22 protein-coding genes are annotated in these 22,711 nt (G+C 61.1%); 15 read left to right on the top strand and 7 right to left on the bottom strand.

Features of this window, described 5'->3' with window-relative positions; all coding sequences use genetic code 11:
• Positions 1-111 precede the first annotated feature (111 nt).
• The 5 genes from ACWNZ1_RS24590 to ACWNZ1_RS24570 all read left to right on the top strand — a co-directional run bounded on the left by ACWNZ1_RS24590 (position 112) and on the right by ACWNZ1_RS24570 (position 5,180).
• Positions 112-567, top strand: coding sequence for a DUF4879 domain-containing protein (locus tag ACWNZ1_RS24590; protein ID WP_135847280.1), 456 nt, complete (start codon positions 112-114; stop codon positions 565-567).
• A 159-nt stretch (positions 568-726) separates the two neighbouring features.
• Entirely contained in the window at positions 727-1,293 is a 567-nt protein-coding gene (locus ACWNZ1_RS24585) for a DJ-1 family glyoxalase III (protein ID WP_135847279.1), read from the top strand.
• Between the two features lie 166 nt (positions 1,294-1,459).
• Positions 1,460-1,984 carry a (2Fe-2S)-binding protein gene (locus tag ACWNZ1_RS24580; RefSeq protein ID WP_456027930.1) on the top strand — a complete coding sequence of 175 codons (525 nt, stop codon included), beginning with the start codon at positions 1,460-1,462 and terminating at the stop codon, positions 1,982-1,984.
• Positions 1,981-2,979: an FAD binding domain-containing protein gene (locus ACWNZ1_RS24575; protein ID WP_135847277.1), complete on the top strand. Its 999-nt coding sequence runs from the start codon at positions 1,981-1,983 to the stop codon at positions 2,977-2,979. The genes ACWNZ1_RS24580 and ACWNZ1_RS24575 overlap by 4 nt, the downstream gene beginning before the upstream one ends.
• Positions 2,979-5,180, top strand: coding sequence for a xanthine dehydrogenase family protein molybdopterin-binding subunit (locus ACWNZ1_RS24570; protein WP_256453772.1), 2,202 nt, complete (start codon positions 2,979-2,981; stop codon positions 5,178-5,180). The genes ACWNZ1_RS24575 and ACWNZ1_RS24570 overlap by 1 nt, the downstream gene beginning before the upstream one ends.
• Here ACWNZ1_RS24570 and ACWNZ1_RS24565 read toward each other — a convergent pair.
• Positions 5,177-6,415 carry an MFS transporter gene (locus ACWNZ1_RS24565; RefSeq protein ID WP_135848073.1) on the bottom strand — a complete coding sequence of 413 codons (1,239 nt, stop codon included), beginning with the start codon at positions 6,413-6,415 and terminating at the stop codon, positions 5,177-5,179. The two genes, ACWNZ1_RS24570 and ACWNZ1_RS24565, sit on opposite strands and share 4 nt — an antisense overlap.
• A 419-nt stretch (positions 6,416-6,834) precedes the next feature.
• Here ACWNZ1_RS24565 and ACWNZ1_RS24560 point away from each other — a divergent pair, with 419 nt between their 5' ends.
• The 3 genes from ACWNZ1_RS24560 to ACWNZ1_RS24550 are packed head-to-tail and all read left to right on the top strand — an operon-like array spanning position 6,835 to position 9,468.
• Entirely contained in the window at positions 6,835-8,271 is a 1,437-nt protein-coding gene (locus ACWNZ1_RS24560; RefSeq protein ID WP_135847275.1) for a cytochrome ubiquinol oxidase subunit I, read from the top strand.
• A 3-nt stretch (positions 8,272-8,274) separates the two neighbouring features.
• Positions 8,275-9,282: a cytochrome d ubiquinol oxidase subunit II gene (cydB, locus tag ACWNZ1_RS24555; RefSeq protein WP_135847274.1), complete on the top strand. Its 1,008-nt coding sequence runs from the start codon at positions 8,275-8,277 to the stop codon at positions 9,280-9,282.
• Between the two features lie 21 nt (positions 9,283-9,303).
• Positions 9,304-9,468 (top strand): DUF2474 domain-containing protein, encoded by a 165-nt coding sequence (locus tag ACWNZ1_RS24550; RefSeq protein ID WP_135847273.1) that lies wholly within the window; start codon positions 9,304-9,306, stop codon positions 9,466-9,468.
• A 40-nt stretch (positions 9,469-9,508) separates the two neighbouring features.
• Here the strand turns inward: ACWNZ1_RS24550 and ACWNZ1_RS24545 are convergent, their stop codons facing one another.
• A complete protein-coding gene (locus tag ACWNZ1_RS24545; RefSeq protein ID WP_135847272.1) occupies positions 9,509-10,633 on the bottom strand; it encodes a methyltransferase in 1,125 nt (374 codons plus the stop codon).
• A 181-nt stretch (positions 10,634-10,814) separates the two neighbouring features.
• Positions 10,815-11,528, bottom strand: coding sequence for an autoinducer binding domain-containing protein (locus ACWNZ1_RS24540; protein ID WP_135847271.1), 714 nt, complete (start codon positions 11,526-11,528; stop codon positions 10,815-10,817).
• A 292-nt stretch (positions 11,529-11,820) separates the two neighbouring features.
• Between ACWNZ1_RS24540 and ACWNZ1_RS24535 the strand changes: the two genes are divergently transcribed.
• Positions 11,821-12,597, top strand: coding sequence for a ferredoxin--NADP reductase (locus ACWNZ1_RS24535; protein ID WP_135847270.1), 777 nt, complete (start codon positions 11,821-11,823; stop codon positions 12,595-12,597).
• Positions 12,598-12,621: 24 nt separating this feature from the next.
• On the opposite strand, the gene mscL is transcribed toward ACWNZ1_RS24535, so the two are convergent.
• Positions 12,622-13,035, bottom strand: coding sequence for a large-conductance mechanosensitive channel protein MscL (gene mscL, locus ACWNZ1_RS24530; RefSeq protein WP_135847269.1), 414 nt, complete (start codon positions 13,033-13,035; stop codon positions 12,622-12,624).
• Between the two features lie 283 nt (positions 13,036-13,318).
• Between mscL and katB the strand changes: the two genes are divergently transcribed.
• The 3 genes from katB (at position 13,319) to radA (ending at position 16,971) form a co-directional block, all read left to right on the top strand.
• Positions 13,319-14,860: a catalase KatB gene (gene katB, locus ACWNZ1_RS24525; protein ID WP_135847268.1), complete on the top strand. Its 1,542-nt coding sequence runs from the start codon at positions 13,319-13,321 to the stop codon at positions 14,858-14,860.
• Between the two features lie 148 nt (positions 14,861-15,008).
• Positions 15,009-15,560, top strand: a complete 552-nt coding sequence (locus ACWNZ1_RS24520; RefSeq protein ID WP_406550152.1) for an ankyrin repeat domain-containing protein — start codon at positions 15,009-15,011, stop codon at positions 15,558-15,560.
• Between the two features lie 43 nt (positions 15,561-15,603).
• Positions 15,604-16,971 (top strand): DNA repair protein RadA, encoded by a 1,368-nt coding sequence (radA, locus tag ACWNZ1_RS24515; protein ID WP_025215580.1) that lies wholly within the window; start codon positions 15,604-15,606, stop codon positions 16,969-16,971.
• 168 nt (positions 16,972-17,139) lie between these two features.
• Here radA and ACWNZ1_RS24510 read toward each other — a convergent pair whose 3' ends face one another.
• The gene (locus tag ACWNZ1_RS24510) at positions 17,140-17,496 is read right to left on the bottom strand and encodes a PilZ domain-containing protein (RefSeq protein WP_135847267.1); all 357 of its coding nucleotides are present in this window, start codon (positions 17,494-17,496) and stop codon (positions 17,140-17,142) included.
• 159 nt (positions 17,497-17,655) lie between these two features.
• Between ACWNZ1_RS24510 and ACWNZ1_RS24505 the strand changes: the two genes are divergently transcribed.
• From ACWNZ1_RS24505 to yjiA, 3 genes are all read left to right on the top strand, one after another.
• Complete coding sequence (locus ACWNZ1_RS24505) at positions 17,656-19,722, top strand: carbon starvation CstA family protein (RefSeq protein WP_135847266.1); 2,067 nt, start codon at positions 17,656-17,658, stop codon at positions 19,720-19,722.
• Positions 19,723-19,738: 16 nt separating this feature from the next.
• The gene (locus ACWNZ1_RS24500) at positions 19,739-19,936 is read left to right on the top strand and encodes a YbdD/YjiX family protein (protein ID WP_003182142.1); all 198 of its coding nucleotides are present in this window, start codon (positions 19,739-19,741) and stop codon (positions 19,934-19,936) included.
• Between the two features lie 203 nt (positions 19,937-20,139).
• Entirely contained in the window at positions 20,140-21,108 is a 969-nt protein-coding gene (gene yjiA / locus ACWNZ1_RS24495) for a GTPase (RefSeq protein ID WP_265073117.1), read from the top strand.
• 146 nt (positions 21,109-21,254) lie between these two features.
• Here yjiA and ACWNZ1_RS24490 read toward each other — a convergent pair whose 3' ends face one another.
• Positions 21,255-21,947 carry a GntR family transcriptional regulator gene (locus tag ACWNZ1_RS24490; RefSeq protein ID WP_135847265.1) on the bottom strand — a complete coding sequence of 231 codons (693 nt, stop codon included), beginning with the start codon at positions 21,945-21,947 and terminating at the stop codon, positions 21,255-21,257.
• A gap of 22 nt (positions 21,948-21,969) precedes the next feature.
• On the bottom strand, positions 21,970-22,674 hold the full coding sequence (locus ACWNZ1_RS24485; protein ID WP_256453770.1) for a FadR/GntR family transcriptional regulator: 705 nt from the start codon (positions 22,672-22,674) through the stop codon (positions 21,970-21,972).
• Positions 22,675-22,711: the final 37 nt, after the last annotated feature.

The following is a 22,711-nucleotide window of genomic DNA, read 5'->3' as shown; positions in this document are numbered from 1 at the left end:
CGGAAAAAGCCGCGCATCATACCAGCAGCGTGGCGCTGTGGCTGCGATCCTCGTCGATGTTTTGCCGGCGCGCCAAGTGGGCCATACTGCGCGCGGTTCCGGGAGATCTTTATGTATCGCATGAATAAAAACCTGATGGCTGCATTGGCCTGTGCGCTGGGCCTGTGGTGGCCCGGGCAGGCCGTCAATGCCGCGCCGGCACCGCCCCTGAGTGAGGTCAAGGTGCTCAAGGTCGAATCGCCGGCCTGTGGTTTCGAGGACATCGCCCAAGGGCAGGCGCAGACTCGTTGCGATCACAGCGGGCCGAATATCAAGGTCTACGTGCTGGAGGTCGGGTACGGCCGCCAGCCCCAGGTCACCCTGGACGGCTTCGAGGTCGATGGCACCCGTTCGCCGGTGTGTGCGTACAGTAATGGCAACCTCAACGACTGTTCGGCCACGACCAAAATTGTCGGCTATCTGTACATCTTCGATCTGAAGGGCAAGCAGGAAGGCACCTTCAGCTTCAGCAACACGTCGATTAACGCACCGGGTAATCGGATGTCGACCCAACTGTCCATCAAATAGCCACCGCTCCCCGGTAGCAGCCGCGTAGGAGCTGTCGAGCGAAGCGAGGCTGCGATCTTTACCCCAGTCACTTGAGTCCCAAGCGAAAGATCAAAAGATCAAAAGATCACAGCCTTCGGCAGCTCCTACACTTCAGGAACACCCCAGCGGAGAGCGCCCATGATTCCCGGAACCAAAATCCCCCGAGCCCTGATTGCTGTCGCCGAAGGTGTCGATGACTTGCAGACGGTCACCCTGATCGATGTGCTGCGCCGGGCTCAGGTCGAAGTGGTGGTGGCGAGTATCGAGGCACGGCGGATGCTCACCTGCGCACGCGGTACACGCTTGACCGCCGATGGCATGTTGGTGGACATGCTTGTGCAGGATTTCGACCTGATCGTCCTGCCCGGCGGCATTATCGGCACCCAACACCTGGCGGCCCATCAACCGTTGCAACAACTGATCAAGGACCAGGCTGCCACTGGACGGTTTTTCTGCGCCATTGGCGAAGCCCCGGCCCTGGCACTACAGAGGTTTGGCGTACTGCGCCAGCGCCGCATGACCTGCCTGCCCGCCGTGAGCCAGCAGTTGTCCGGATGCAGCTTCGTCGATCAACCGGTGGTGGTGGACGGCAATTGCATCACCGCCCAAGGCTCGGCCGCCGCCCTGGCGTTTGCCTTGACGCTGGTGGAGCAACTCTGTGGCAAGGGCGTGAGAGGCGTAGTGGCCGCGGAGTTGCTGGCCTGACACGCTTCACTGTGGCGAGGGAGCTTGCTCCCGCTCGGCTGCGCAGCAGACGCAGGCAATCTTGCGTCGTTAACTTGCCTTGAACGCTCACTCCACCCAGAAGTCGTACCCCTTATGACGGCGGTTTCCCAAAACGCCGCGAGTACGACCAACCGTGAGGTGTTCCATGAGCGCGACCCTGTCCGAAGCGACGCCGGCGTCCTTCGTCCGTCATCCGATTCGTCTGACCCTCAATGGCCTGGTGCGTGAACTGCAGGTGTTGCCCTGGACCACGTTGCTGGACCTGCTGCGCGAGCAATTGGACCTGGTGGGTAGCAAAAAAGGCTGCGACCACGGCCAGTGTGGCGCTTGCACGGTGCTGCGCGATGGCAAGCGGATCAACGCCTGCCTCACGCTGGCCGTCATGTGCGACGGCGCCGAATTGACCACCATTGAGGGCCTGGCCAGCGCCGATCAATTGCACCCCATGCAGCAGGCTTTTATTAAGCATGACGCGTTCCAGTGCGGTTATTGCACGCCGGGGCAGATCTGCTCGACGCTGGGTCTGGTCAACGAGGGTAGGGCGCGGACCGTTGCGCAGATCAGCGAATTGATGAGTGGCAACCTCTGCCGCTGCGGCGCCTACAACAACATTCGTGATGCCATCGAAGAGGCATTGCCGCTCTGCCAGCCACCGGGAGGTGATCAATGAATCCCTTCCAGTACAGCAAGCCCGACACCGTGCAGGCCGCCATCGACCTGTCGAGTCCGGCGTCGCGTTTCATCGCCGGTGGCACCAACCTGCTGGACCTGATGAAAGAAAACCTCACCCGTCCCGAACACCTGATCGACATCACCGGCCTGCCCCTGGCGGACCTCAGTGAAACCCCTTCCGGCGGGGTGATGATCGGCGCATTGGTGAGTAATGCGGACCTGGCCTGGCACCCGTGGATCGAGCACCGTTATCCGCTGCTGTCCCAGGCGATCCTGGCTGGCGCTTCGCCGCAATTGCGCAACATGGCCAGCACCGGCGGTAACCTGCTGCAACGCACCCGCTGTTATTACTTCTACGACGCCAGCGTGCCATGTAACAAACGCCGCCCCGGCAGTGGCTGCCCGGCCCGGGATGGTTTGAACCGGATCCACGCGATTTTCGGCGCCAGCGATCAATGTGTCGCCACCCATCCCTCTGACATGTGCGTGGCCCTGGCCGCGCTGGAAGCCGTGGTGCATGTGCTGGGCCGGGGCGGCGCGCGGACCATCGAGTTCGCTGACTTCCATCGCCTGCCCGGCGATGCTCCGCAGCGGGATAACCAACTGGCCGATGACGAATTGATCACCGCCATCGAATTGCCTGCCGCCGGTTTCGCCGACCATAGCCACTATCTGAAGATTCGCGACCGGGCCTCCTATGCCTTTGCGCTGGTTTCGGTGGCGACGGCGCTGGAACTGGACGGGCCGGTGATCCGCCAGGCGCGCCTGGCCCTGGGCGGCGTGGCCCACAAACCCTGGCGCGACCGGGCCGTGGAGAGTGGGTTGGTTGGCCAGGCCGTCAGCCGCGAAACCTTCACTGCCGCCGCCGATGCGCTGCTACAAAACGCCGAGCCGCTGGCACACAACGGTTTCAAGGTCAGACTGGCGCGCCGGGCGATTGTCCGCGCCTTGAGCGATGCCGCACTGGGTGCTGCACGAGGAGGACAAGCCTGATGAACGCTCCGAGCAAATCCATAGGGCAGCCACTGGACCGGGTCGATGGCCTGCTCAAGGTCACGGGCCAGGCCCGATATGCCGGTGAATATCCCGCCGACGGCCTGCTGCATGGCAGCATCGTGTCCGGCAATATCGCCCGCGGGCGTGTGCTGCGCATTGATGCTTCCCGCGCCTTGGCGCTGCCCGGGGTGGTCGCGGTGATCGACCACACCAACCGGCCCAGGATCGCCAGCTACGATGAGCCCTATCAGGACGCCGACGCCGCGGACGGTTCACCATTTCGGCCCTTGTACAACGACCAGGTTCTCTATAGCGGCCAGCCGCTGGCCTTGGTGGTCGCCGAACACCTGGAGTTGGCCCGCTATGCTGGCTCACTGATTGAAATCGAATATGAAGCCCAGGACCATCAGACCGATCTGACCATCCTGCAAAACGAAGCCCGTTCGGCACCGGCGGAATTGCCCAAGCCCCGTGGGAATTTTCAGGGTGAGTACGCCAGTGCGGCGCTCAATGTGGATGTGTCCTACAGCACGCCGATCGAACACCACAACCCGATGGAGCCTCATGCCTCCACTGTGCTGTATCAACCCGACGGTAGCCTGCACATCCACGACAAGACCCAAGGCACGCAAAACTGTCAGGCCTATGTGCAAAAAGTGTTCGGGCTCGAGAAAGAACAGGTGCGCGTGTTCGCCGCTTTTGTCGGCGGCGCCTTTGGTTCCGGGCTGCGACCGCAATATCAATTACCTTTGGCCGTGATGGCGGCCCTGGCGCTCAAGCGCTCCGTGCGGGTCAGCCTGACGCGCCAGCAGATGTTTACCTTCGGCTATCGACCGCGCACCTTGCAGCGCTTGCAGCTGGGTGCGGCGGCCAACGGTCGGTTGTTGGCCGTGGCCCACAGCGCCATCGGCCAGACCTCGCGTTTCGAAGATTTCACCGAGCATGTGGTGGAGTGGAGCGGCATGCTCTATCACTGCGACAACGTGGAATTGACCTACCAGTTGGTGCCGCTGGACGTCTACACGCCGCTGGACATGCGCGCGCCGGGCGCCGCCCTGGGCTTGATTGGCCTGGAGTGCGCCATGGATGAACTGGCTTGTGCCCTGGCGATCGATCCGGTGCAACTGCGGTTGATCAACTACGCCGAGCGCAACGAGAACGAAGGCAAGCCGTATTCCAGCAAGCAATTGCGTGAGTGTTACGCTCAGGGCGCCCGCTGTTTCGGTTGGGACAAGCGCAACCCGGAGCCGCGCAGCATGCGTGAAGGCCGGCAACTGGTGGGCTGGGGCATGGCCGGTGGCGTGTGGGAAGCCATGCAGCAGAAGGCCAGCGCCAAGGCTTCGCTGGCGGCTGACGGCAAGCTGACCGTCAGCAGCGCCACCACTGACATCGGTACTGGGACCTACACAGTCATGACCCAGATCGCCGCCGAGGCGTCAGGTGTTTCTCTTGAAGACGTCAGCTTTGTCCTCGGTGATTCGTCGCTGCCTACGGCGCCGCTGCAGGGCGGTTCGTTCACCGTCTCGTCGGTGGGCACCGCCGTGCAGCAGGCCTGTGAAGCCTTGAAGGAAAAACTGTTGGCCGTGGCCCGGCAGACCTACCCGGCCTTCAGCGGCGCGACCCTTGAGCAAGTGACGTTTGTCGATGGCCAACTGCGGCTGGGCGAGGCGAGCGTGGCATTGGCCGAGCTGGCGCAAAAAAGCGGCGAGACGCCGCTGCAGGCCCAGGTCACCGCCGAGCCGGACGAAAAACGCCAGGCCTACGCCACCGCCACCCACTCGGCGGTGTTTGTCGAAGTGTGGGTGGATGAAGACCTGGGCACGGTGAAGGTCAATCGAGTGGTCAGCGCCATTGCGGCCGGGCGGGTGATCAACCCGAAAACCGCTCGCAGCCAGATTCTCGGTGGCGTGGTCTGGGGCATCGGTATGGCCCTGCACGAAGAAACCCTGACCGACCATGGGCTGGGCCGCCACATGAACCACAGCCTGGCCGAGTACCATCTGCCGGTTAACGCCGACATCGGCGATATTGACGTGGTTTTTGTCGATGAACACGATGAAGTCGTCAACGCCCTCGGCTCCAAGGGCGTCGGTGAAATCGGTATCGTCGGTGTGGCGGCGGCGGTGGCCAATGCGATTTACCACGCCACCGGCAAGCGGGTACGGGACTTCCCGATCACCCTCGACAAGTTGCTCTAGGCTTTTGCGGTTTCCGCCGGTTCGTGCATCCGGTCGCGGTTGGCCAGGGTCGGGAACAGTTTGATCCAGGCCCCGGTCACCAACAGCGTGCCGACGCCGCCCATGACCACCGCTGGCACGGTGCCGAACCAGTGGGCGGTCAGGCCGGACTCGAACTCGCCCAACTGGTTCGAAGCGCCGATGAACAACCCGTTCACCGCGCTGACCCGACCGCGCATTTCATCCGGCGTTTCCAGCTGTACGAAGGAGGCGCGGATGACCATGCTGATCATGTCCGCCGCGCCCAGCACCACCAACACCGCCAGGGAAAACCAGAACGAAGTGGAGAGGCCGAAGGCAATGGTGGCGACGCCGAACACGCCCACGGCGGTGAACATCACCCGGCCCACCTTGCGTTCCACGGCAAACCGCGCCAGCCACAGCGACATCAGCAAGGCCCCGACCGCTGGCGCCGAACGCAACAGGCCCAGGCCCCAGGGGCCGGTGAGCAGGATGTCCTTGGCGAACACTGGCAGCAGCGCCGTCGCGCCGCCGAGCAACACCGCGAACAGGTCCAGGGAGATCGCCCCGAGAATGTCCGGGCGGCTGCGAATGAAGCGAATCCCGGCCAGCAATGAATCCATCGTGGCCTTGCCTTTGTTCAGCGGCGTCTGCCGGGCAGGCAGGTTGAGCATCAGGCAGCAGGCAATGATGTAGAGCAGCACGGTCGGCCCATAGACCCAGGTGCTGCCGAAGGCGTAGAGCAAACCGCCGAGCGCCGGGGCAACGATGGTGGCCGATTGTTGGGCCGACTGGGCGGCGGCCACGGCCCGGGGAAACAGCGCGGCCGGCACGATGCTCGGCAGCAGCGCCTGGGTGGTGGGCATTTCGAAGGAGCGGGCGGCGCCCAGCAGGAAGGCGAGGATGAAGATCATTTCCCGCGTGACATGGTCGGTGGCGCTGCCGATCGCCAGCGACAGCGCAATCAACGCCTGTAGCGACTGGCAGATGGCCGCGACCTTGCGCCGGTCATAACGGTCAGCCACGTGCCCGGTATGCAGCATGAACAGCACCCGTGGCGCGAACTCCACCAGGCCCACAAGGCCCAGGTCCAAGACGTTGCCGGTCAGTTGGTAGAGGTTCCAGCCGATGGCCACGGTGAGCATCTGGAAACCGCTGGCGGTGAATATCCGGGCCAGCCAGAAGGCGATGAACGGGCGGTGGTGACGGAGCAGCAGCGGTGCTTGGCTGGGCATCATGACGGGACCGGTGATGAAGGCATCGAGATTATCACCGAGCTGTAACCGGAAATTACGCTTGCCGGAAAAAATAGTTAGCCAAACATCTACTTTCGCCTATGGACTGTTCAGGTCAAGGACATCGTGGACACCTGTGGCGAGGGAGCTGCGTACTCTGGAACGTTCTGGATCGGCCTGAGACAACCTGCCACGCGACAAAAGACCACGCCGTTCATCGGCGATAATGCGGCTACTCTTTGAGCATTGCTTGATCCAGATCAACACCCTTCGCAGTGTTGGGCTGGCGGCCATCCGGCCAGAGTCCTGCGTTGTGACGGTTTTAAAAAGAACGATTTGAAAAGCATCGCACTCCATATCCCTGGGGATTGTGATGCAGGCCCCGCCCGCAGCCGGTTTTACCTGACAGAGGAAGACTTATGTTCGGTTTGGAGGCGCTCGATCTCGCCCGAATCCAGTTCGCGTTCACCATCTCGTTCCACATCCTGTTCCCGGCCATCACCATTGGCCTGGCGAGTTACCTGGCGGTGCTCGAAGGCCTGTGGCTCAAGACTCGCGATGACACCTACCGCGACCTGTACCACTTCTGGTCGAAGATCTTTGCCGTCAACTTCGGCATGGGGGTGGTGTCCGGATTGGTCATGGCCTATCAGTTCGGCACCAACTGGAGCCGTTTCTCGGACTTCGCCGGGGCGGTAACCGGGCCGCTGCTGACCTACGAGGTGCTCACGGCATTCTTCCTCGAGGCGGGTTTCCTTGGCGTGATGCTGTTCGGCTGGAATCGCGTCGGCCGTGGCTTGCACTTCTTCTCCACGGTGATGGTAGCAATCGGCACACTGATCTCTACCTTCTGGATTCTGTCGTCCAACAGCTGGATGCAGACCCCGCAGGGCTACGAAATCATTGATGGCCGGGTGATTCCGGTGGACTGGCTGGCGGTGGTGTTCAACCCCTCATTCCCTTATCGCCTGTTGCACATGTCCACGGCGGCGTTTGTCGCGACGGCGTTCTTTGTGGGCTCGTCAGCGGCCTGGCATTTGTTGCGCGGTCGCGATACCCCGGCCATCCGCCGCATGCTGTCGATGGCGATGTGGATGGCTTTGCTGGTGGCGCCGATCCAGGCGGTCATCGGTGACTTCCATGGCCTCAACACCCTCAAGCATCAACCGGCGAAGATCGCCGCCATCGAAGGTCACTGGGAGAACGTCGGCAACGAGCCGACCCCGCTGATTCTGTTTGGTTGGCCGGACATGCAGGCCGAGAAGACCCGGTTCGCTGTGGAGATCCCCTACCTGGGGAGCCTGATCCTGACCCACAGCCTGGACAAACAGGTGCCAGCCCTCAAGGAGTTCCCACCTGAGGACCGACCGAATTCGACCATCGTGTTCTGGTCGTTCCGGGTCATGGTCGGCCTTGGCTTGCTGATGATTTTCACCGGCCTGTGCAGCCTGTGGCTGCGCCGCAAGGATCGGATCTATCAATCCCGACCGTTCCTCTACATGGTGCTGTGGATGGGACCGTCCGGCCTGATTGCGATCCTGGCCGGCTGGTTCACCACTGAAATCGGTCGCCAGCCTTGGGTGGTCTACGGACTGATGCGCACGGCCGATGCTTCCTCCGGCCACAGTTTTGCGCAGATGAGCATCACCCTGGTGCTGTTCGTCGTGGTGTATTTCGCGCTGTTCGGCGCCGGCTTGAGTTACATGATGCGCCTGGTGCGCAAGGGCCCTGAGGCCCACGAAGCCGAGCCGAGCGATGGTGGCCCAGGCCAGAAACGTACGCCGGCCCGACCATTGTCGGCCGCCGACGACGGCGAAGACGTGGACACAACCGACCGCTCGAACAAGGGGAATTGAGTCATGGGTATTGATCTTCCGCTGATCTGGGCCGTGGTCATCATCTTCGGCATCATGATGTACGTGGTCATGGACGGCTTCGACCTGGGAATCGGCATTCTCTTCCCCTTCGTCAAGGGCGAGCGCGACCGTGATGTGATGATGAACACTGTGGCGCCGGTCTGGGACGGCAACGAAACCTGGCTGGTGCTGGGCGGTGCCGGTCTGTTCGGGGCATTTCCGCTGGCCTATTCGGTGGTGCTTTCGGCGCTGTACCTGCCATTGATCCTGATGCTCATCGGCCTGATCTTCCGGGGCGTGGCCTTCGAATTCCGCTTCAAGGCCAAGGCTGACAAGCGGCACCTGTGGGACAAGGCGTTCATCGGCGGTTCGCTGACGGCCACCTTCTTCCAGGGCGTGGCGCTGGGCGCGTTCATCGATGGCTTCGAAGTGGTCAATCGCCAGTTCGCCGGGGGCTCCTTGGACTGGTTCACGCCGTTCACGATGTTCTGCGGCCTGGCGTTGATCGCGGCCTATGCCTTGCTCGGCTGCACCTGGCTGATCATGAAGACCGAAGGCAAATTGCAAGAGCAGATGCATGACTTGGCCAGGCCGCTGGCGTTCGTCGTGCTGGCAGTGATCGGTATCGTCAGCATCTGGACCCCACTGGCCCACGCTGATATCGCGGCCCGCTGGTTCACCCTGCCGAACCTGTTCTGGTTCCTGCCGGTGCCGATTCTGGTGCTGGTGACCATGTACGGCTTGTTTCGCGCAGTGGCGCGCAACGCCAATTACACGCCATTTATCCTGACCTTGGTGCTGATCTTCCTCGGCTACAGCGGCCTGGGCATCAGCCTGTGGCCGAATATCGTGCCGCCGTCCATCTCGATCTGGGACGCCTCGTCACCGCCCCAGAGCCAGGGCTTCATGTTGGTCGGTACGCTGTTCATCATCCCGTTGATCCTGGTGTACACCTTCTGGAGCTACTACGTGTTCCGCGGCAAGGTGACCCACGACGACGGCTACCATTGATCGACCTGCGAGGTGTTGAGCATGGCCAGACCTGATTTGAAAGACATCGAAGCGGCCGAGCGCAAGCCGCTCTGGCAACGGCTCGGCTGGCTGGCGCTGATCTGGGCGGGGAGTGTGCTGGCGCTGTTTATCGTCGCCAGCCTGATGCGGATGTTCATGAGCGCCGCGGGCCTGACCACTCACTGATGTGCCGGTGGGAGCAAGCTTTGCTCCCACTGCGGATGATTTATTTCCGGGCTTTGAGAATCACGAATTTCGGCGTGGCGGCCACTTGCTCGACGCCCCGGAACAGCCGCGCCAGTTTGCTGTGGTAGCCCAGGTGCCGGTTACCCACGATGTACAACGCACCACCGACCACCAAGGCTTCGCGAGCCTGCTGGAACATCCGCCAGGCGAGGAAGTCACCTACCACTTGCTGTTGGTGAAAGGGTGGGTTGCACAGCACCACATCCAGGGACTGCGCCTCCTGCCCGGCCAAACCGTCACCGGCTCGGATGATCGCCTCGCGCTCGCCCAAGGCGGCTCGCCAGTTCTCGGCGGCCGATTGCACGGCCATGTATGACTCGTCCACCAGGGTGTAGCGGGCCTCGGGGTTTTGCAGGGCGCTGGCGATTGCCAGCACGCCATTGCCGCAGCCCAGGTCCGCGACCTGGGCCGTTCCCAGGTTTTTCGGCAGGTGCGGCAGGAATGCCCGGGTACCGATGTCCAGGCCTTCACGGCAGAACACATTGGCGTGGTTGAGCAGTTCGATCTTCGGTTCGTCCAGCCAGTATCGGGTGGGGTAGGGCGATACGGCCGGGGTCCTGGTGTCTGGTGTAGCGATCAGCAGGCGAGCCTTTTTCACCGCCAGGGAGGCTTGCACCGGGCCGATGTAGCGCTCCAAGAGGTCGCCAGCGGCTCGGGGCAGATGCTTGACCATTGCCGCGGCAATCACCTGGGCTCCAGGCGCCAGTTGGCCTTGCAGGCGAATCAGTTGTTCCTCCAGCAGGGCCAGGGTTTTTGGCACTTTGATCAGCACGCGATCAAAAGGCCCGGTGAACGCCTCGCTGGCGGGCAATGCCGGCACTGCATCGAAGGGACGGCCGTTGCGCACCAGGTTTTTCTCCAGCGCCTGCAAGGCCAGGAACGAGTCGCCACTGCTGATCACTTCAACCTTGCCGGCCAGGCTGGCTGCCAGGGCGCCGAAGCTGTCATTGAGCACCAGGACCCGGGTCTGCGCGGCTGGTTGCTGTTCGGCCAGATACGCGAGCAGGTATTCATCGGCCGCGTCGAAGGCTTGCAGCGGTTCGTTCTGCTGTTCGGGTTGGCGGATCAGGTCGAGTTGGGCAAAGGGACTGTCGAGCAAGGGCATGGCTGGGACTCTGGAAATCAACGAATGTCCCGCTGCCCCTGAGGCAGGTGTTTCAGCGGGACCGCCTGAATGAACTGCGCCGTGTGCAAGAAGCGGCATCATTCAAGTGGAGCCGTAAATGGTACGTTTTTTTGCTGTGCATTACTCGCGGGTTTTTAAGATGGCAAGGCCGGCTCGCTGTTCAGATCACGTGGATATGGGCCGCTTTGGCCACTGCAGAAATTTTGTTGCTGACGTTCAGCTTGCGCATGCAACTGCAGACATGGAAGTTCACCGTGCGCTCGGAAAGACAGAGGATCCTGCCCACTTCCGACGCGGTCTTCCCTTCGGCAGACCACCTCAACACTTCGATCTCTCTTGGCGACAGGTGATATTTGCGCGTGTCGGCGATGGACTCGGATAGTTTTTTGCTCGCCAGTGCATGCAGCCTTCGACTGGCGAAAATGGCGTAGCCGAGATTTCCATAGTGCTCCTCGATATCGATGGCGCGATGAGTCCGTGCGAGGCTGAACAGGCTGTAATGCGCACCCAGCTCATCATGAACCGCTTGGGTCCAACCGTATTTGAGTCCTTGTCGATTAAGTTCGCGCCATAACTTCGGTGCACGGGCAAAAACCTGTTCGTCCCAGAGGATGGGGAGAGGGGATTGATTGCAATGTGCTATTACTGGGTCATTCGAAGCGTGGCCGTTCTGTTCATAAAACCTGTCCCATCCATACGGGTAGTTATTCAGGTTCACTTTGCCGGTGTGCTTATCGGGAGTCCCGAGGTAGGCCGCAAATGCGCAGTATTCAAATCCCTGATTGTTAAAGAAATTCAGGGTCAGCCGATAGGCTGTTTGCAGGTCTTTCTCACAGGATAACTTCCTCAGCTGCAAGTCTTTCCACTTGTCCATCGCTCTCTCCTGGGTTGAGTCGTCCATGCGGATCCAATCCATGATGCGAAAATTCAGTGTAGGACTATTCCTAACTTGTAGTTGAATTTTTTATGTTTACTTACATTTGCGTAATATCAGGCTCAGTTTGTTTAGTTGTTTATTTTTACAAGTGTCTTGCACTTGTATAACTTCGGTGGAAGATTCAGGTGGGCAAGGTTGGCGCTTATGACGAAATGCCACTACTCGCGGGTCGGTGGTTAAACGGCTCACTTTGCGGGACACTGTATTCCTAGTCTCAACGGAGTGGCTCATGACCGATAGCGCAGAGAAGTTCACCCGCCAAACCCTGCTCGATGTTCAGCCATTGACATCTCATTTGTTTACTTTACGCACCACCCGGGATCGCGGTTTTCGTTTCCGCGCGGGTCAGTTCGCCCGGCTGGGCGTGGTCAAGGCGGATGGGACCACCGTCTGGCGAGCGTACTCCATGGTGTCTTCGCCCTTCGACGAGTTCCTTGAGTTTTTTTCCATCGTGGTTCCGGATGGCGAGTTCACCAGCGAACTTAGCCGCTTAAAACCAGGTGACAGCCTGTTGGTGGATCGCCAGGCTTTTGGCTACCTGACGCTGGATCGCTTCGTTGATGGGCGCGATTTGTGGCTGTTGTCCACGGGCACGGGTGTTGCGCCGTTCCTTTCGATTCTCCAGGATTTCGAAGTCTGGGAAAAATTCGAGCGCATCATCCTGGTGTACAGCGTGCGCGAGGCGCAGGAGCTGGCGTATCAGGAGCTGATCAAAGGGCTGGTCCAGCGCGACTACCTGGCCGAGTACGCCCATAAGTTTCGTTTCATCGCGACCGTGACCCGTGAGCCGCATCCGGGTGCGCTCAGTGGACGGATCACCACGCTGATCGAAAATGGCGAGTTGGAGCGGGTGGCTGGCATCGAGCTGACGCCAGAACACTCGCGGGTGATGCTATGCGGCAACCCGCAAATGATCGACGACACCCGCAAGCTGCTCAAGACCCGGGGCCTGCAACTGAGCCTTACCCGCCGGCCGGGTCAGGTGGCGGTGGAAAACTATTGGTAAGGGTTATGTCAGTGGCCGACCGCCTCAGGGCCTCTCGTTCTGCGCCTTGAGCAGGTCGCGAATTTCGGTCAGCAGCAGTTCTTCCTTGGTCGGAACGGGTGGCGCGCTCGGGGCGACGGCCTCTTCGCGCTTGAGGCGGTTGATGGCCTGGATGCCCATGAAAATGGCGAACGCCACGATGAGGAAGTCTATGGTGCTCTGGATGAATTTACCGTAGGCCAGTACAACGGCGGGCGCCTCACCCTGGGCGGCCTTTAGTGTGATGGCCAGGTCACTGAAGTCGACCCCGCCAATCAGCAGGCCGATCGGCGGCATGACCACGTCGCCAACGAATGACGAAACGATTTTGCCGAAAGCGGCACCGATGATGATCCCGACGGCCATGTCGACGACATTGCCTTTGACCGCGAAGGCCTTGAACTCGCTTAGCACGCCCATGAGTTGTTCCTTGTGACAGATGAAGTGGGTAGTGGCAGTGTAAATCAGCCCGACGCGTCCCGCTCGAAACGCTTGCTTACAAAGCTTCAGTTATCGACCCGACCCCTGGCGAAAAGTTTACAAAGTGCCACCAATCGCGCGTGATACGCGCTTTCAACCCGATTCCCCACAACGTTTTTTCTATCGAAGCGGTACGGCATTTCTATTTAGGTTTTAGATCCTAGAGCACTAGCCTCTGGATGGCGCACATGGATGCGCTCTATAACATCAGAGGAACACACCTATGAATACTTCCCTTGGGCGCGGAGCTTTTCCCCAGAACCGCGCTCTTTTTGTGTTGACCGCCAGCCTGCTGTCCTTGTCCGTCAATGCCGCCACCTTGACCCGGGACAACGGTGCTGCTGTTGGCGACAACCAGAATTCGCAAACGGCCGGTCCCAACGGTCCGACCCTGCTGCAAGATGTGCAGTTGATCCAGAAGCTCCAGCGTTTTGACCGCGAACGCATCCCTGAGCGCGTGGTGCATGCCCGTGGTACTGGCGCCCACGGCACTTTCACGGTTTCCGACGACCTCAGCGACCTGACCAAGGCCAAGGTCTTCGCCGCTGGCCAGGTCACCCCGGTGTTTGTGCGTTTTTCAGCGGTGGTGCATGGCAATCATTCGCCGGAAACCTTGCGCGACCCCCGTGGTTTTGCCACAAAGTTCTACACGGCTGACGGTAACTGGGACCTGGTGGGTAACAACTTCCCGACCTTTTTCATTCGCGATGCCATCAAGTTCCCCGACATGGTTCACGCGTTCAAACCCGACCCGCGTACCAACCTGGACGATGATTCACGTCGTTTCGATTTCTTCTCCCATGTTCCCGAGTCGACCCGCACCCTGACCGAGTTGTATTCCAACTCTGGTACACCGGCCAGTTATCGTGAAATGGACGGTAACGGTGTGCATGCTTACAAATTAGTTAACGCCAAGGGTGAAGTTCACTACGTCAAGTTTCATTGGAAAAGTTTGCAGGGGCTGAAAAATCTTGATCCGAAAGAAGTTGTGAAAGTTCAGGGGCAAGATTACAGCCATATGACCAACGACTTGGTCAGTCATATTAATAAAGGCGACTTTCCAAAGTGGGATATGTACGTCCAGGTGCTGACCCCGCAGGACCTTGCCAAGTTTGATTTCGATCCACTGGACGCCACCAAAATCTGGCCGGGTGTGCCTGAGCGCAAAGTCGGACAAATGGTCTTGAACCGCAATCCGGCAAATGTGTTCCAGGAAACCGAACAGGTGGCGATGGCGCCGGCCAATCTTGTGCCGGGGATCGAGCCTTCGGAAGACCGTTTGCTCCAGGGGCGAGTGTTTTCCTACGCCGATACGCAGATGTACCGGATCGGCGCCAATGCCCTGCAGTTGCCGATCAACGCCCCCAAGGTGCCGGTGAACAACGGTAACCAGGACGGTGCGATGAACCCAGGCAGCACCAGCACCGGCGTGAATTACCAGCCGAGCCGCCTGACACCTCGCGAGGAGCCGCAATCGGCCCGCTACAGCCAGACCGCGCTGACCGGCAGCACCCAGCAGGCGAAGATCCAGCGCGAGCAGAACTTCAAACAGGCCGGTGACCTGTATCGCTCGTTCAACCAGAAGGAGCGCAATGACCTGATCGAGAGTTTCGGCGGATCGCTGGCGACCACCGATGAGGAGAGCAAGCACATCATCCTGTCGTTCCTCTACAAGGCTGATCCTGAATACGGTACCGGTGTAGCCCGTGTCGCCAAAGGCGATCTGGCCCGGGTCAAGGCGCTGGCGGAAAAACTGAGCGACTGATCCACAGCCTGGCAAGTGCATAACCCGTGGGAGCAAAGCTTGCTCGCGAAGCAGGCGCCGCGGTCTGAAGCCTGACCGAGTCGTCTGCATCGCGGGCAAGCCATGCGCCCACAACCCTGCATCTACAGCCTTGCGCCAAGGAGACGTCATGCTGCGTAACTTCCTGTTTTCGATGCTCGCAACCTGGTCATTGGGCGTATGGGCCGATCAGCCCGTGCCCACCGACCCGGCTGCTGTACAAGAGCAGTTGCAAAATTATTACTTCGACGCCGCTCGCCGGGGCGACGTGCCGATGCTCGAGACCTTTATCAAGGCCGGTTACTCGCTCGACACCCAGGATGAAAAGGGCTACACCGCGCTGATCCTGGCCGCGTATCACGGTCACGGCCCAGCGGTGGAGCAGCTGTTGGCCGCCGGCGCCGATGCCTGCGCCCAGGACAAGCGTGGCAATACGGCGCTGATGGGCGCCATTTTCAAGGGCGAAGTGCAGATTGCCCGCCGTTTGTTGTCCACCGATTGCAGCCCGGACCAGCGCAACGGTGCCGGGCAAACTGCTGCGATGTACGCCGGCCTGTTCAAGCGCGCCGAGTTGCTCGATGCCTTGCAGGCCAAGGGCGCCGACCTGCAGGCCCAGGACCCGTTGGGCAATACGGCGGCAGATCTGGCCAAGGGTGAAATCAGAATGCCGGCCCCTCGCTGATGCCTGCGTGGGCTATCATCGCGGTTTTTACCCCGGAGTTCAGATGGCCAAGGCAAAGCGCATGTACGGCTGCACCGAGTGCGGTTCGACCTTTCCCAAATGGGCCGGCCAGTGCAGTGAGTGCGGGGCCTGGAACACACTGACCGAAACCATGGTGGAAAGCGGCGGTGCGGCGGCCCCCACCGGTCGTACGGGTTGGGCCGGCCAGCAGGCGCAGATCAAGACCCTGGCTGAAGTCAGCGTTGAAGAAATCCCACGCTTTTCCACCGCCTCCGGTGAACTGGACCGCGTGTTGGGCGGTGGTCTGGTGGACGGCTCGGTGGTGCTGATCGGCGGCGACCCGGGCATTGGCAAATCCACCATCCTGCTGCAAACCTTGTGCAACCTCGCCACCCGCATGCCCGCGTTGTACGTCACCGGTGAGGAATCCCAGCAACAAGTCGCCATGCGTGCCCGGCGCCTGGGGTTGCCCCAGGACCAACTGCGGGTCATGACCGAGACTTGCATCGAAACCATCATTGCCACGGCGCGTCTGGAAAAACCCAAGGTCATGGTGATCGACTCGATCCAGACAATCTTCACCGAACAACTGCAGTCGGCGCCGGGCGGCGTGTCTCAGGTGCGCGAAAGTGCGGCGTTGCTGGTGCGTTACGCCAAGCAGAGCGGCACGGCGATTTTCCTGGTGGGCCACGTGACCAAGGAGGGCGCGTTGGCGGGACCGCGAGTGCTGGAGCACATGGTCGACACTGTGTTGTATTTCGAGGGCGAATCCGATGGGCGCCTGCGTTTGTTACGAGCCGTGAAAAACCGCTTTGGTGCCGTGAACGAGCTGGGTGTGTTCGGCATGACTGACAAAGGTCTGAAAGAGGTCTCCAACCCTTCGGCGATTTTTCTGACGCGGGCCCAGGAAGAAGTACCGGGCAGCGTGGTCATGGCAACGTGGGAAGGGACCCGACCGATGCTGGTGGAAGTTCAGGCCCTGGTGGATGACAGCCACCTGGCGAACCCGCGCCGGGTCACCTTGGGCCTGGATCAGAACCGGCTTGCGATGCTGTTGGCCGTCCTGCATCGACACGGCGGGATTCCTACTCATGACCAGGACGTTTTCCTTAACGTGGTCGGCGGGGTCAAGGTGCTGGAGACCGCGTCCGACCTGGCGTTGATGGCGGCGGTGATGTCCAGCCTGCGCAATCGTCCGTTGCCCCATGATCTGCTGGTGTTCGGTGAAGTCGGGTTGTCGGGCGAAGTGCGGCCGGTGCCCAGTGGCCAGGAGCGGCTCAAGGAAGCGGCCAAACACGGTTTCAAACGCGCCATCGTGCCCAAGGGCAACGCGCCGAAGGAAGCGCCGCCGGGGTTGCAGATTATCGCGGTGACCCGTCTGGAACAGGCGTTGGATGCGCTGTTCGAATAACCCCAAGGCCTGTGCGGTTCCTGTGGCGGGGGAGCTTGCTCCCGCTGGGCTGCGCAGCAGACCTGAAATCTGCGTCTCGGTGTGTCAGGCTGATTGAGTCGCTGCTTTTGGGGCTGCTACGCAATCCAGCGGGAGCAAGCTCCCTCGCCACAGGCTGTGTCAGGGTTTTCAGATCTGGATCAACGCCGCCAACTCCCGCTCCAGCTCATCATGATCGGCCAGGTTCAGTTCCACCAGCCGGCGCAGGTGAGCGATGGAATCCAGGTCGATATGCTCGCAGACGAAGCCCAGGTGGCCATGGTCGTCGTGGGCCAACCGAACGTCCATCTTCAATTCCACCTCATTGCTCAGGTGAATGTCGGCGGTAAAGGTTTTCTCGGGATTACCCAGCCAAGGCTCGGGCTTTTTGATCAGCAGGCCCTTGAGGGACAGGTCCAGTAATTCCACTGGCCATTTGTACTGGCCCTGAATCAGCTCGGTCCTGGCATGGAACTCGATTCGTACGAAGCGGCGGCGTTCGCTCATTACGTATTCCTTTCTGGAGATTGATTGACTATAGACCCAACTGGCGCGCCATCGTCACCGTTGGGCCGGTGGCAGACGAATGTCAGGTATGGCCTTTGCTCCGGTTAGCGCTAAACTCCGGTGGCTGTCTTTCTTGTCCACACTGGCCGGAATATAAAAATGAAAAACAATAATAGCCTGCTGCGCCATCTACCCTGGCTACTGCTGGCCGTCTTAGGCGCGTGCGCCTTGGGCGTCGTGGCATTGCGCCGAGGTGAGGCGATCAACGCCTTATGGATCGTCGTCGCAGCCGTGGCCATCTACCTGGTCGCCTACCGCTACTACAGCCTCTTCATCGCCAATAACGTGATGCAACTCGATGCGCTCCGGGCCACCCCCGCGGTGCTCAACAACGATGGCCTGGACTACGTCCCGACCAACAAACACATTCTCTTCGGCCACCACTTCGCGGCCATTGCCGGCGCGGGGCCGCTGGTCGGGCCGGTGCTGGCGGCGCAGATGGGCTACCTGCCCGGTACGCTCTGGCTGATCGCCGGCGTGGTGCTGGCCGGTGCGGTGCAGGACTTCATGATCCTGTTCCTGTCCACCCGCCGCAACGGGCGCTCCCTGGGCGACATGGTCCGGGAAGAAATGGGCCGCATCCCCGGCACCATCGCGCTGTTCGGCTGTTTCCTGATCATGATCATCATCCTCGCGGTGCTGGCGCTGATCGTGGTCAAGGCCCTGGCCGAGAGCCCGTGGGGGATCTTCACGGTGATGGCGACCATCCCGATCGCGATGTTCATGGGCATTTACATGCGCTACATCCGCCCGGGCCGCATCGGTGAAATCTCGGTCATCGGCGTGCTGTTGCTGCTGGGTTCGATCTGGCTGGGCGGGCAGATCGCCGCCGACCCGGTCTGGGCCAAGGCCTTCAGCTTCACCGGGATCCAGATCACCTGGATGTTGATCGGCTACGGTTTTGTCGCGGCGGTGCTGCCGGTGTGGCTGATCCTGGCCCCACGGGACTACCTGTCGACATTCTTGAAAATCGGCACCATCGTCGCCCTGGCGATCGGCATCCTGGTCACCATGCCCGAGCTGAAAATGCCGGCGCTGACCCAGTTCACCGACGGCACGGGACCTGTGTGGAAGGGCGGGCTGTTCCCGTTCCTGTTCATCACCATCGCCTGCGGCGCGGTCTCGGGGTTCCATGCGCTGATCTCCTCGGGCACCACGCCCAAGCTCTTGGATAACGAAGTCAACGCCCGCTATATCGGCTACGGCGGCATGCTGATGGAGTCGTTCGTGGCGATCATGGCCATGGTCGCCGCTTCGGTGATCGAGCCGGGCGTGTACTTCGCCATGAACAGCCCGGCGGCGATCGTCGGCGGTGACGTGGTGGCCGTGGCGCAGACCGTCAGCAGCTGGGGTTTTGCAATCACCCCCGAAGCGCTGCAAGCGGTGGCCAAGGACATCGGCGAGACCACCATCCTGGCCCGCGCCGGCGGTGCGCCGACCCTGGCGGTCGGTATCGCGCAGATCCTGCACTCGGTGCTGCCGGGTGAGAACACCATGGCGTTCTGGTACCACTTCGCGATCCTGTTCGAAGCGCTGTTCATCCTCACCGCAGTGGACGCCGGCACCCGTGCCGGGCGGTTCATGCTGCAGGATTTGCTCGGCTCGTTCGTGCCGGCGCTCAAGCGCACCGAATCCTGGACCGCCAACCTGATCGCCACCGCTGGTTGCGTGGCGCTGTGGGGTTACCTGCTGTATCAAGGCGTGATCGATCCGCTGGGCGGCATCAACACCTTGTGGCCGCTGTTCGGCATCTCCAACCAGATGCTGGCCGGTATCGCCCTGATGCTCGCCACCGTGGTGCTGATCAAGATGAAGCGCCAGCGCTACGTCTGGGTGACCATGTTGCCGGCCGTCTGGCTGCTGATCTGCACCACCACGGCGGGCCTGATCAAGCTGTTCGACGCCAACCCGGCGATCGGCTTTTTGGCCCTGGCGCGCAAATACAACGATGCCCTGGCCGCCGGCCAGATCCTGGCCCCGGCCAAGAGCATCGAGCAGATGCAGCACGTGGTGTTCAACGCCTACACCAACGCAACGCTGACGGTGTTGTTCCTGTTCGTGGTCTTCAGCATCCTGTTCTACGCGCTCAAGGTCGGCATCGCCGCCTGGGGCAGCAAGGAACGCACGGATAAAGAAGCGCCATTCCAGGCTGTGCCGGACGCCTGAAACGAGGATTGCAACGATGTTCAATGACTTGAGTCGCCTCGGTAAATACCTCGGTCAGGCCGCGCGCCTGATGGTCGGCATGCCCGACTACGACAACTACGTCGAGCACATGCAAACCAAGCACCCGGACAAGCCGATGATGGACTACGAGGCGTTCTTTCGAGAGCGCCAGGAGGCCCGTTACGGTGGCAAGGGTGGGCCCAAGTGCTGTTGATCCGCTGATTGCAGGTGGATGATGTAACCCTTGTGGGGGCGGGCTTGTTCGCGAAGGCGTAGTGTCAGTTAGCAAATAATGTGGCTGACACAGCGCTTTCGCGAGCAAGCCCGCTCCCACAGTTGTTTTGGGTTGGTTTCAGCATTTGCATACGCCACAGAACCCTTGTGGTCTTCTTTTAATTTCGAAACAGGAGAACCATGTTGTCCTCTCCCATCCCGGTCACCATCCTCAGCGGCTTCCTCGGCGCCGGCAAGACCACGCTGTTGCGTCATCTGCTCAAGGCCGAGCACGGCCTGAAAATCGCCGTGATCGAGAACGAATTCAGTGATGCCGGTATCGACACCCAATTGCTGGGCGACGAGCCGGTGCAAGTCATGACACTGGCCAACGGCTGCGTGTGCTGCACCATCCACACCGATCTGACCAAGGCCCTGTACTTGCTGCTGGAGCGCCTGGACAGCGGCGAGATCGCCTTCGATCGCCTGGTCATCGAGTGCACCGGCCTGGCTGACCCGGCGCCGGTGGCCCAGACTTTCTTCATCGACGAGGACCTGCGCGAGCGCTACATACTCGACGGGATCCTGACTCTGGTGGACGCTGCTCACGCCGATGTCCACCTGGCACAGGCCATCGCCCAGGCTCAGGTCGGGTTCGCCGACCGCTTGCTTCTGAGCAAGACCGACCTGGTGGACGCGGCCCAGGTCGAGGTCCTTGGCGAGCGTCTGACGCGCATCAACCGACGGGCGCCGATCAGGGTGGTTGAACACGGCAAGATCGATCTGGCCGAGCTGCTCGACATCCGTGGTTTCAATCTCAATGCCGACCTGGGCGCGGGGTTCAGTCTGCGCCCGGTCGGCAAGGCCACCCCTGGCGACCGCATCAGCAGCCTCGTGCTGCGCACCGACAAACCGCTGGATATCGACAAGCTCAGCGAGTTCATGAACCAGTTGCTGGAAGAGCACGGCAAGCAGTTGCTGCGCTACAAGGGCGTGTTGAACATCGCCAATGAACCCCGGCGGTTGGTGTTCCAGGGCGTGCTCAAGCTGTACGGTTTCGATTGGGACACCGAATGGGCCCCGGATGAACCCCGGGAAAGCGTGATCGTATTCATCGCCGACGAGCTGCCCGAGGAAAAAATCCGCGCAGGCTTCGAAGCCATCCTACTTTGACGACGCTTTGCCTGCGACCATCAACAATGTGCGGCTAAAGACCTTCTCGTGACGAGGGAGCTTGCTCCCGCTGGGGGGCGTAGCCGCCCTCGCTTTTTGGCGGTTGCTGCGCAACCGAACGGGAGCAAGCTCCCTCGCCACAACAGCTATTTGATCTTCAGCTTTTGCTCCAGATGGTCCAGATGCTCGTCCATCAGCCGCGCCGCTTCATTGGCATTACCGCCTTCCACGGCCTCGACGATCGCCAGATGCTCTTGCCAGGCGCAATGCCTGCGGGACTTTATCTCGTGCCGGGCCAAGGCCAGCGAGGTCAATGGCACCAGGCTACCGAGGAATTGCGCCAATGGCGCGTTACCGGCCATGGCCGCCAATTGCAGGTGAAACTCGCCGGACAGACGTATCGCCGGGCCGCGCTCGCCGCGATCCAGGCAACGCTGTTCCTGTTCCACCAGCTCCCGCAGGCGCCGTAGATCCTGCGGTTGCGGCGTCTTGCAGGCCAGGCGCACCAGGGTTTGTTCCGTCAGGCGCCGGGCGTGCAGGATCTGCCGGGTTTGCTCCAGGTCCGGCGCCGCGACTTGTGGCCGGTGGTTGGGTCGCAGGATCACTACTTGCTGGTGGGACAGACGGGCCAGCACCCGGCGAATGATGCTGCGGCTGACACCGAATACATCCCCCAGGCTTTCTTCGGTGAAACGGCTGGCCGGAGCAATGCGTTGTTCGAGGATGGCATCGAAGATGCGCGGGTAGATATCGTCCACCGACGGTTTGCCGATCCGGCCGGGCAAGGGCAGGGCCGCCAGCACGTTGCGGTTATGTTGATGGGAAACGAGAGTATTCATGGCGGTCTCCGCAAGCCTTGGCTCAAGTGCCGAGGTTGTCGTCCGGAATATTCAATTCGATGCCCATGCGCTGGCCTTCCCTGAGAATGTGCCGGCGCATTTCGGCGCTGGCCTGGGCGCTGTTTTTGCCACGGATGGCGCGCACCACGGCTTCGTTCTCTTCCAGGCGCTCGGCCAGGTGTTCGGGCGAATTGCGCAAGACATCGGCGCTTTGCTTGAGGGCGTTGCTGGTCTGTTGGACCACATTCTGGAAGATCGGGTTGGACGTCAGGGCAAACAGCTCTTCATGAAAAGCGATGTAAGCATTGGCGCAGGCGTCGCTGTCGTTGGCTTCCAGGGCTTCGCGCATGTCCATGAGGGTCAGGCGCAACTGGCCGACCTCCTTGCTGCTGATGGACTGGGCGACAAGGCCGACGATGAAGGGCTCCAGGGTGTAGCGCAGTTGCAGCACGTCTTCCAGGCTCGCGCCGGCCATGGCACTGCCTTCACTGGCCGTATCGCTGACCGTGGCCTCCAGCACCACCACGCCCTTGCCGGGCATCGAGCGCACCAGCCCCAGGGTCTCCAGCACAATCACCGCTTCACGCAGGCTTGGCCGGCTGATGCCCAGTTGCTCGGCCAGTTCACGCTGGCCAGGCAGCATGTCGCCCGAACGCCATTGGCCCCGGGCGAGGGCGGCGCGGAGTTTCTCCACCACGGAATTGACGACGGTTGATGAACTGATCACATGTGGCTCCTTGAAAATCAATCAGGCGATGCCGGTT

It is taken from the genome of Pseudomonas sp. CFBP 5748, from assembly GCF_053850495.1.
This window is presented reverse-complemented; position numbering and strand designations above follow the sequence as displayed.

What these genes read in the sequence shown, in the direction of transcription:
- ACWNZ1_RS24490 (WP_135847265.1), bottom strand. Translation starts at nt 21,947, where the DNA reads ATGAATACTCTCGTTTCCCATCAACATAACCGCAACGTGCTGGCGGCC.
- ACWNZ1_RS24570 (WP_256453772.1), top strand. Translation starts at nt 2,979, where the DNA reads ATGAACGCTCCGAGCAAATCCATAGGGCAGCCACTGGACCGGGTCGAT.
- ACWNZ1_RS24560 (WP_135847275.1), top strand. Translation starts at nt 6,835, where the DNA reads ATGTTCGGTTTGGAGGCGCTCGATCTCGCCCGAATCCAGTTCGCGTTC.
- ACWNZ1_RS24550 (WP_135847273.1), top strand. Translation starts at nt 9,304, where the DNA reads ATGGCCAGACCTGATTTGAAAGACATCGAAGCGGCCGAGCGCAAGCCG.
- ACWNZ1_RS24585 (WP_135847279.1), top strand. Translation starts at nt 727, where the DNA reads ATGATTCCCGGAACCAAAATCCCCCGAGCCCTGATTGCTGTCGCCGAA.
- mscL (WP_135847269.1), bottom strand. Translation starts at nt 13,035, where the DNA reads ATGGGCGTGCTAAGCGAGTTCAAGGCCTTCGCGGTCAAAGGCAATGTC.
- radA (WP_025215580.1), top strand. Translation starts at nt 15,604, where the DNA reads ATGGCCAAGGCAAAGCGCATGTACGGCTGCACCGAGTGCGGTTCGACC.
- ACWNZ1_RS24580 (WP_456027930.1), top strand. Translation starts at nt 1,460, where the DNA reads ATGAGCGCGACCCTGTCCGAAGCGACGCCGGCGTCCTTCGTCCGTCAT.
- katB (WP_135847268.1), top strand. Translation starts at nt 13,319, where the DNA reads ATGAATACTTCCCTTGGGCGCGGAGCTTTTCCCCAGAACCGCGCTCTT.
- ACWNZ1_RS24575 (WP_135847277.1), top strand. Translation starts at nt 1,981, where the DNA reads ATGAATCCCTTCCAGTACAGCAAGCCCGACACCGTGCAGGCCGCCATC.
- ACWNZ1_RS24500 (WP_003182142.1), top strand. Translation starts at nt 19,739, where the DNA reads ATGTTCAATGACTTGAGTCGCCTCGGTAAATACCTCGGTCAGGCCGCG.
- ACWNZ1_RS24520 (WP_406550152.1), top strand. Translation starts at nt 15,009, where the DNA reads ATGCTGCGTAACTTCCTGTTTTCGATGCTCGCAACCTGGTCATTGGGC.
- ACWNZ1_RS24540 (WP_135847271.1), bottom strand. Translation starts at nt 11,528, where the DNA reads ATGGACAAGTGGAAAGACTTGCAGCTGAGGAAGTTATCCTGTGAGAAA.
- ACWNZ1_RS24545 (WP_135847272.1), bottom strand. Translation starts at nt 10,633, where the DNA reads ATGCCCTTGCTCGACAGTCCCTTTGCCCAACTCGACCTGATCCGCCAA.
- ACWNZ1_RS24565 (WP_135848073.1), bottom strand. Translation starts at nt 6,415, where the DNA reads ATGCCCAGCCAAGCACCGCTGCTGCTCCGTCACCACCGCCCGTTCATC.
- ACWNZ1_RS24590 (WP_135847280.1), top strand. Translation starts at nt 112, where the DNA reads ATGTATCGCATGAATAAAAACCTGATGGCTGCATTGGCCTGTGCGCTG.
- ACWNZ1_RS24535 (WP_135847270.1), top strand. Translation starts at nt 11,821, where the DNA reads ATGACCGATAGCGCAGAGAAGTTCACCCGCCAAACCCTGCTCGATGTT.
- cydB (WP_135847274.1), top strand. Translation starts at nt 8,275, where the DNA reads ATGGGTATTGATCTTCCGCTGATCTGGGCCGTGGTCATCATCTTCGGC.
- ACWNZ1_RS24510 (WP_135847267.1), bottom strand. Translation starts at nt 17,496, where the DNA reads ATGAGCGAACGCCGCCGCTTCGTACGAATCGAGTTCCATGCCAGGACC.
- ACWNZ1_RS24505 (WP_135847266.1), top strand. Translation starts at nt 17,656, where the DNA reads ATGAAAAACAATAATAGCCTGCTGCGCCATCTACCCTGGCTACTGCTG.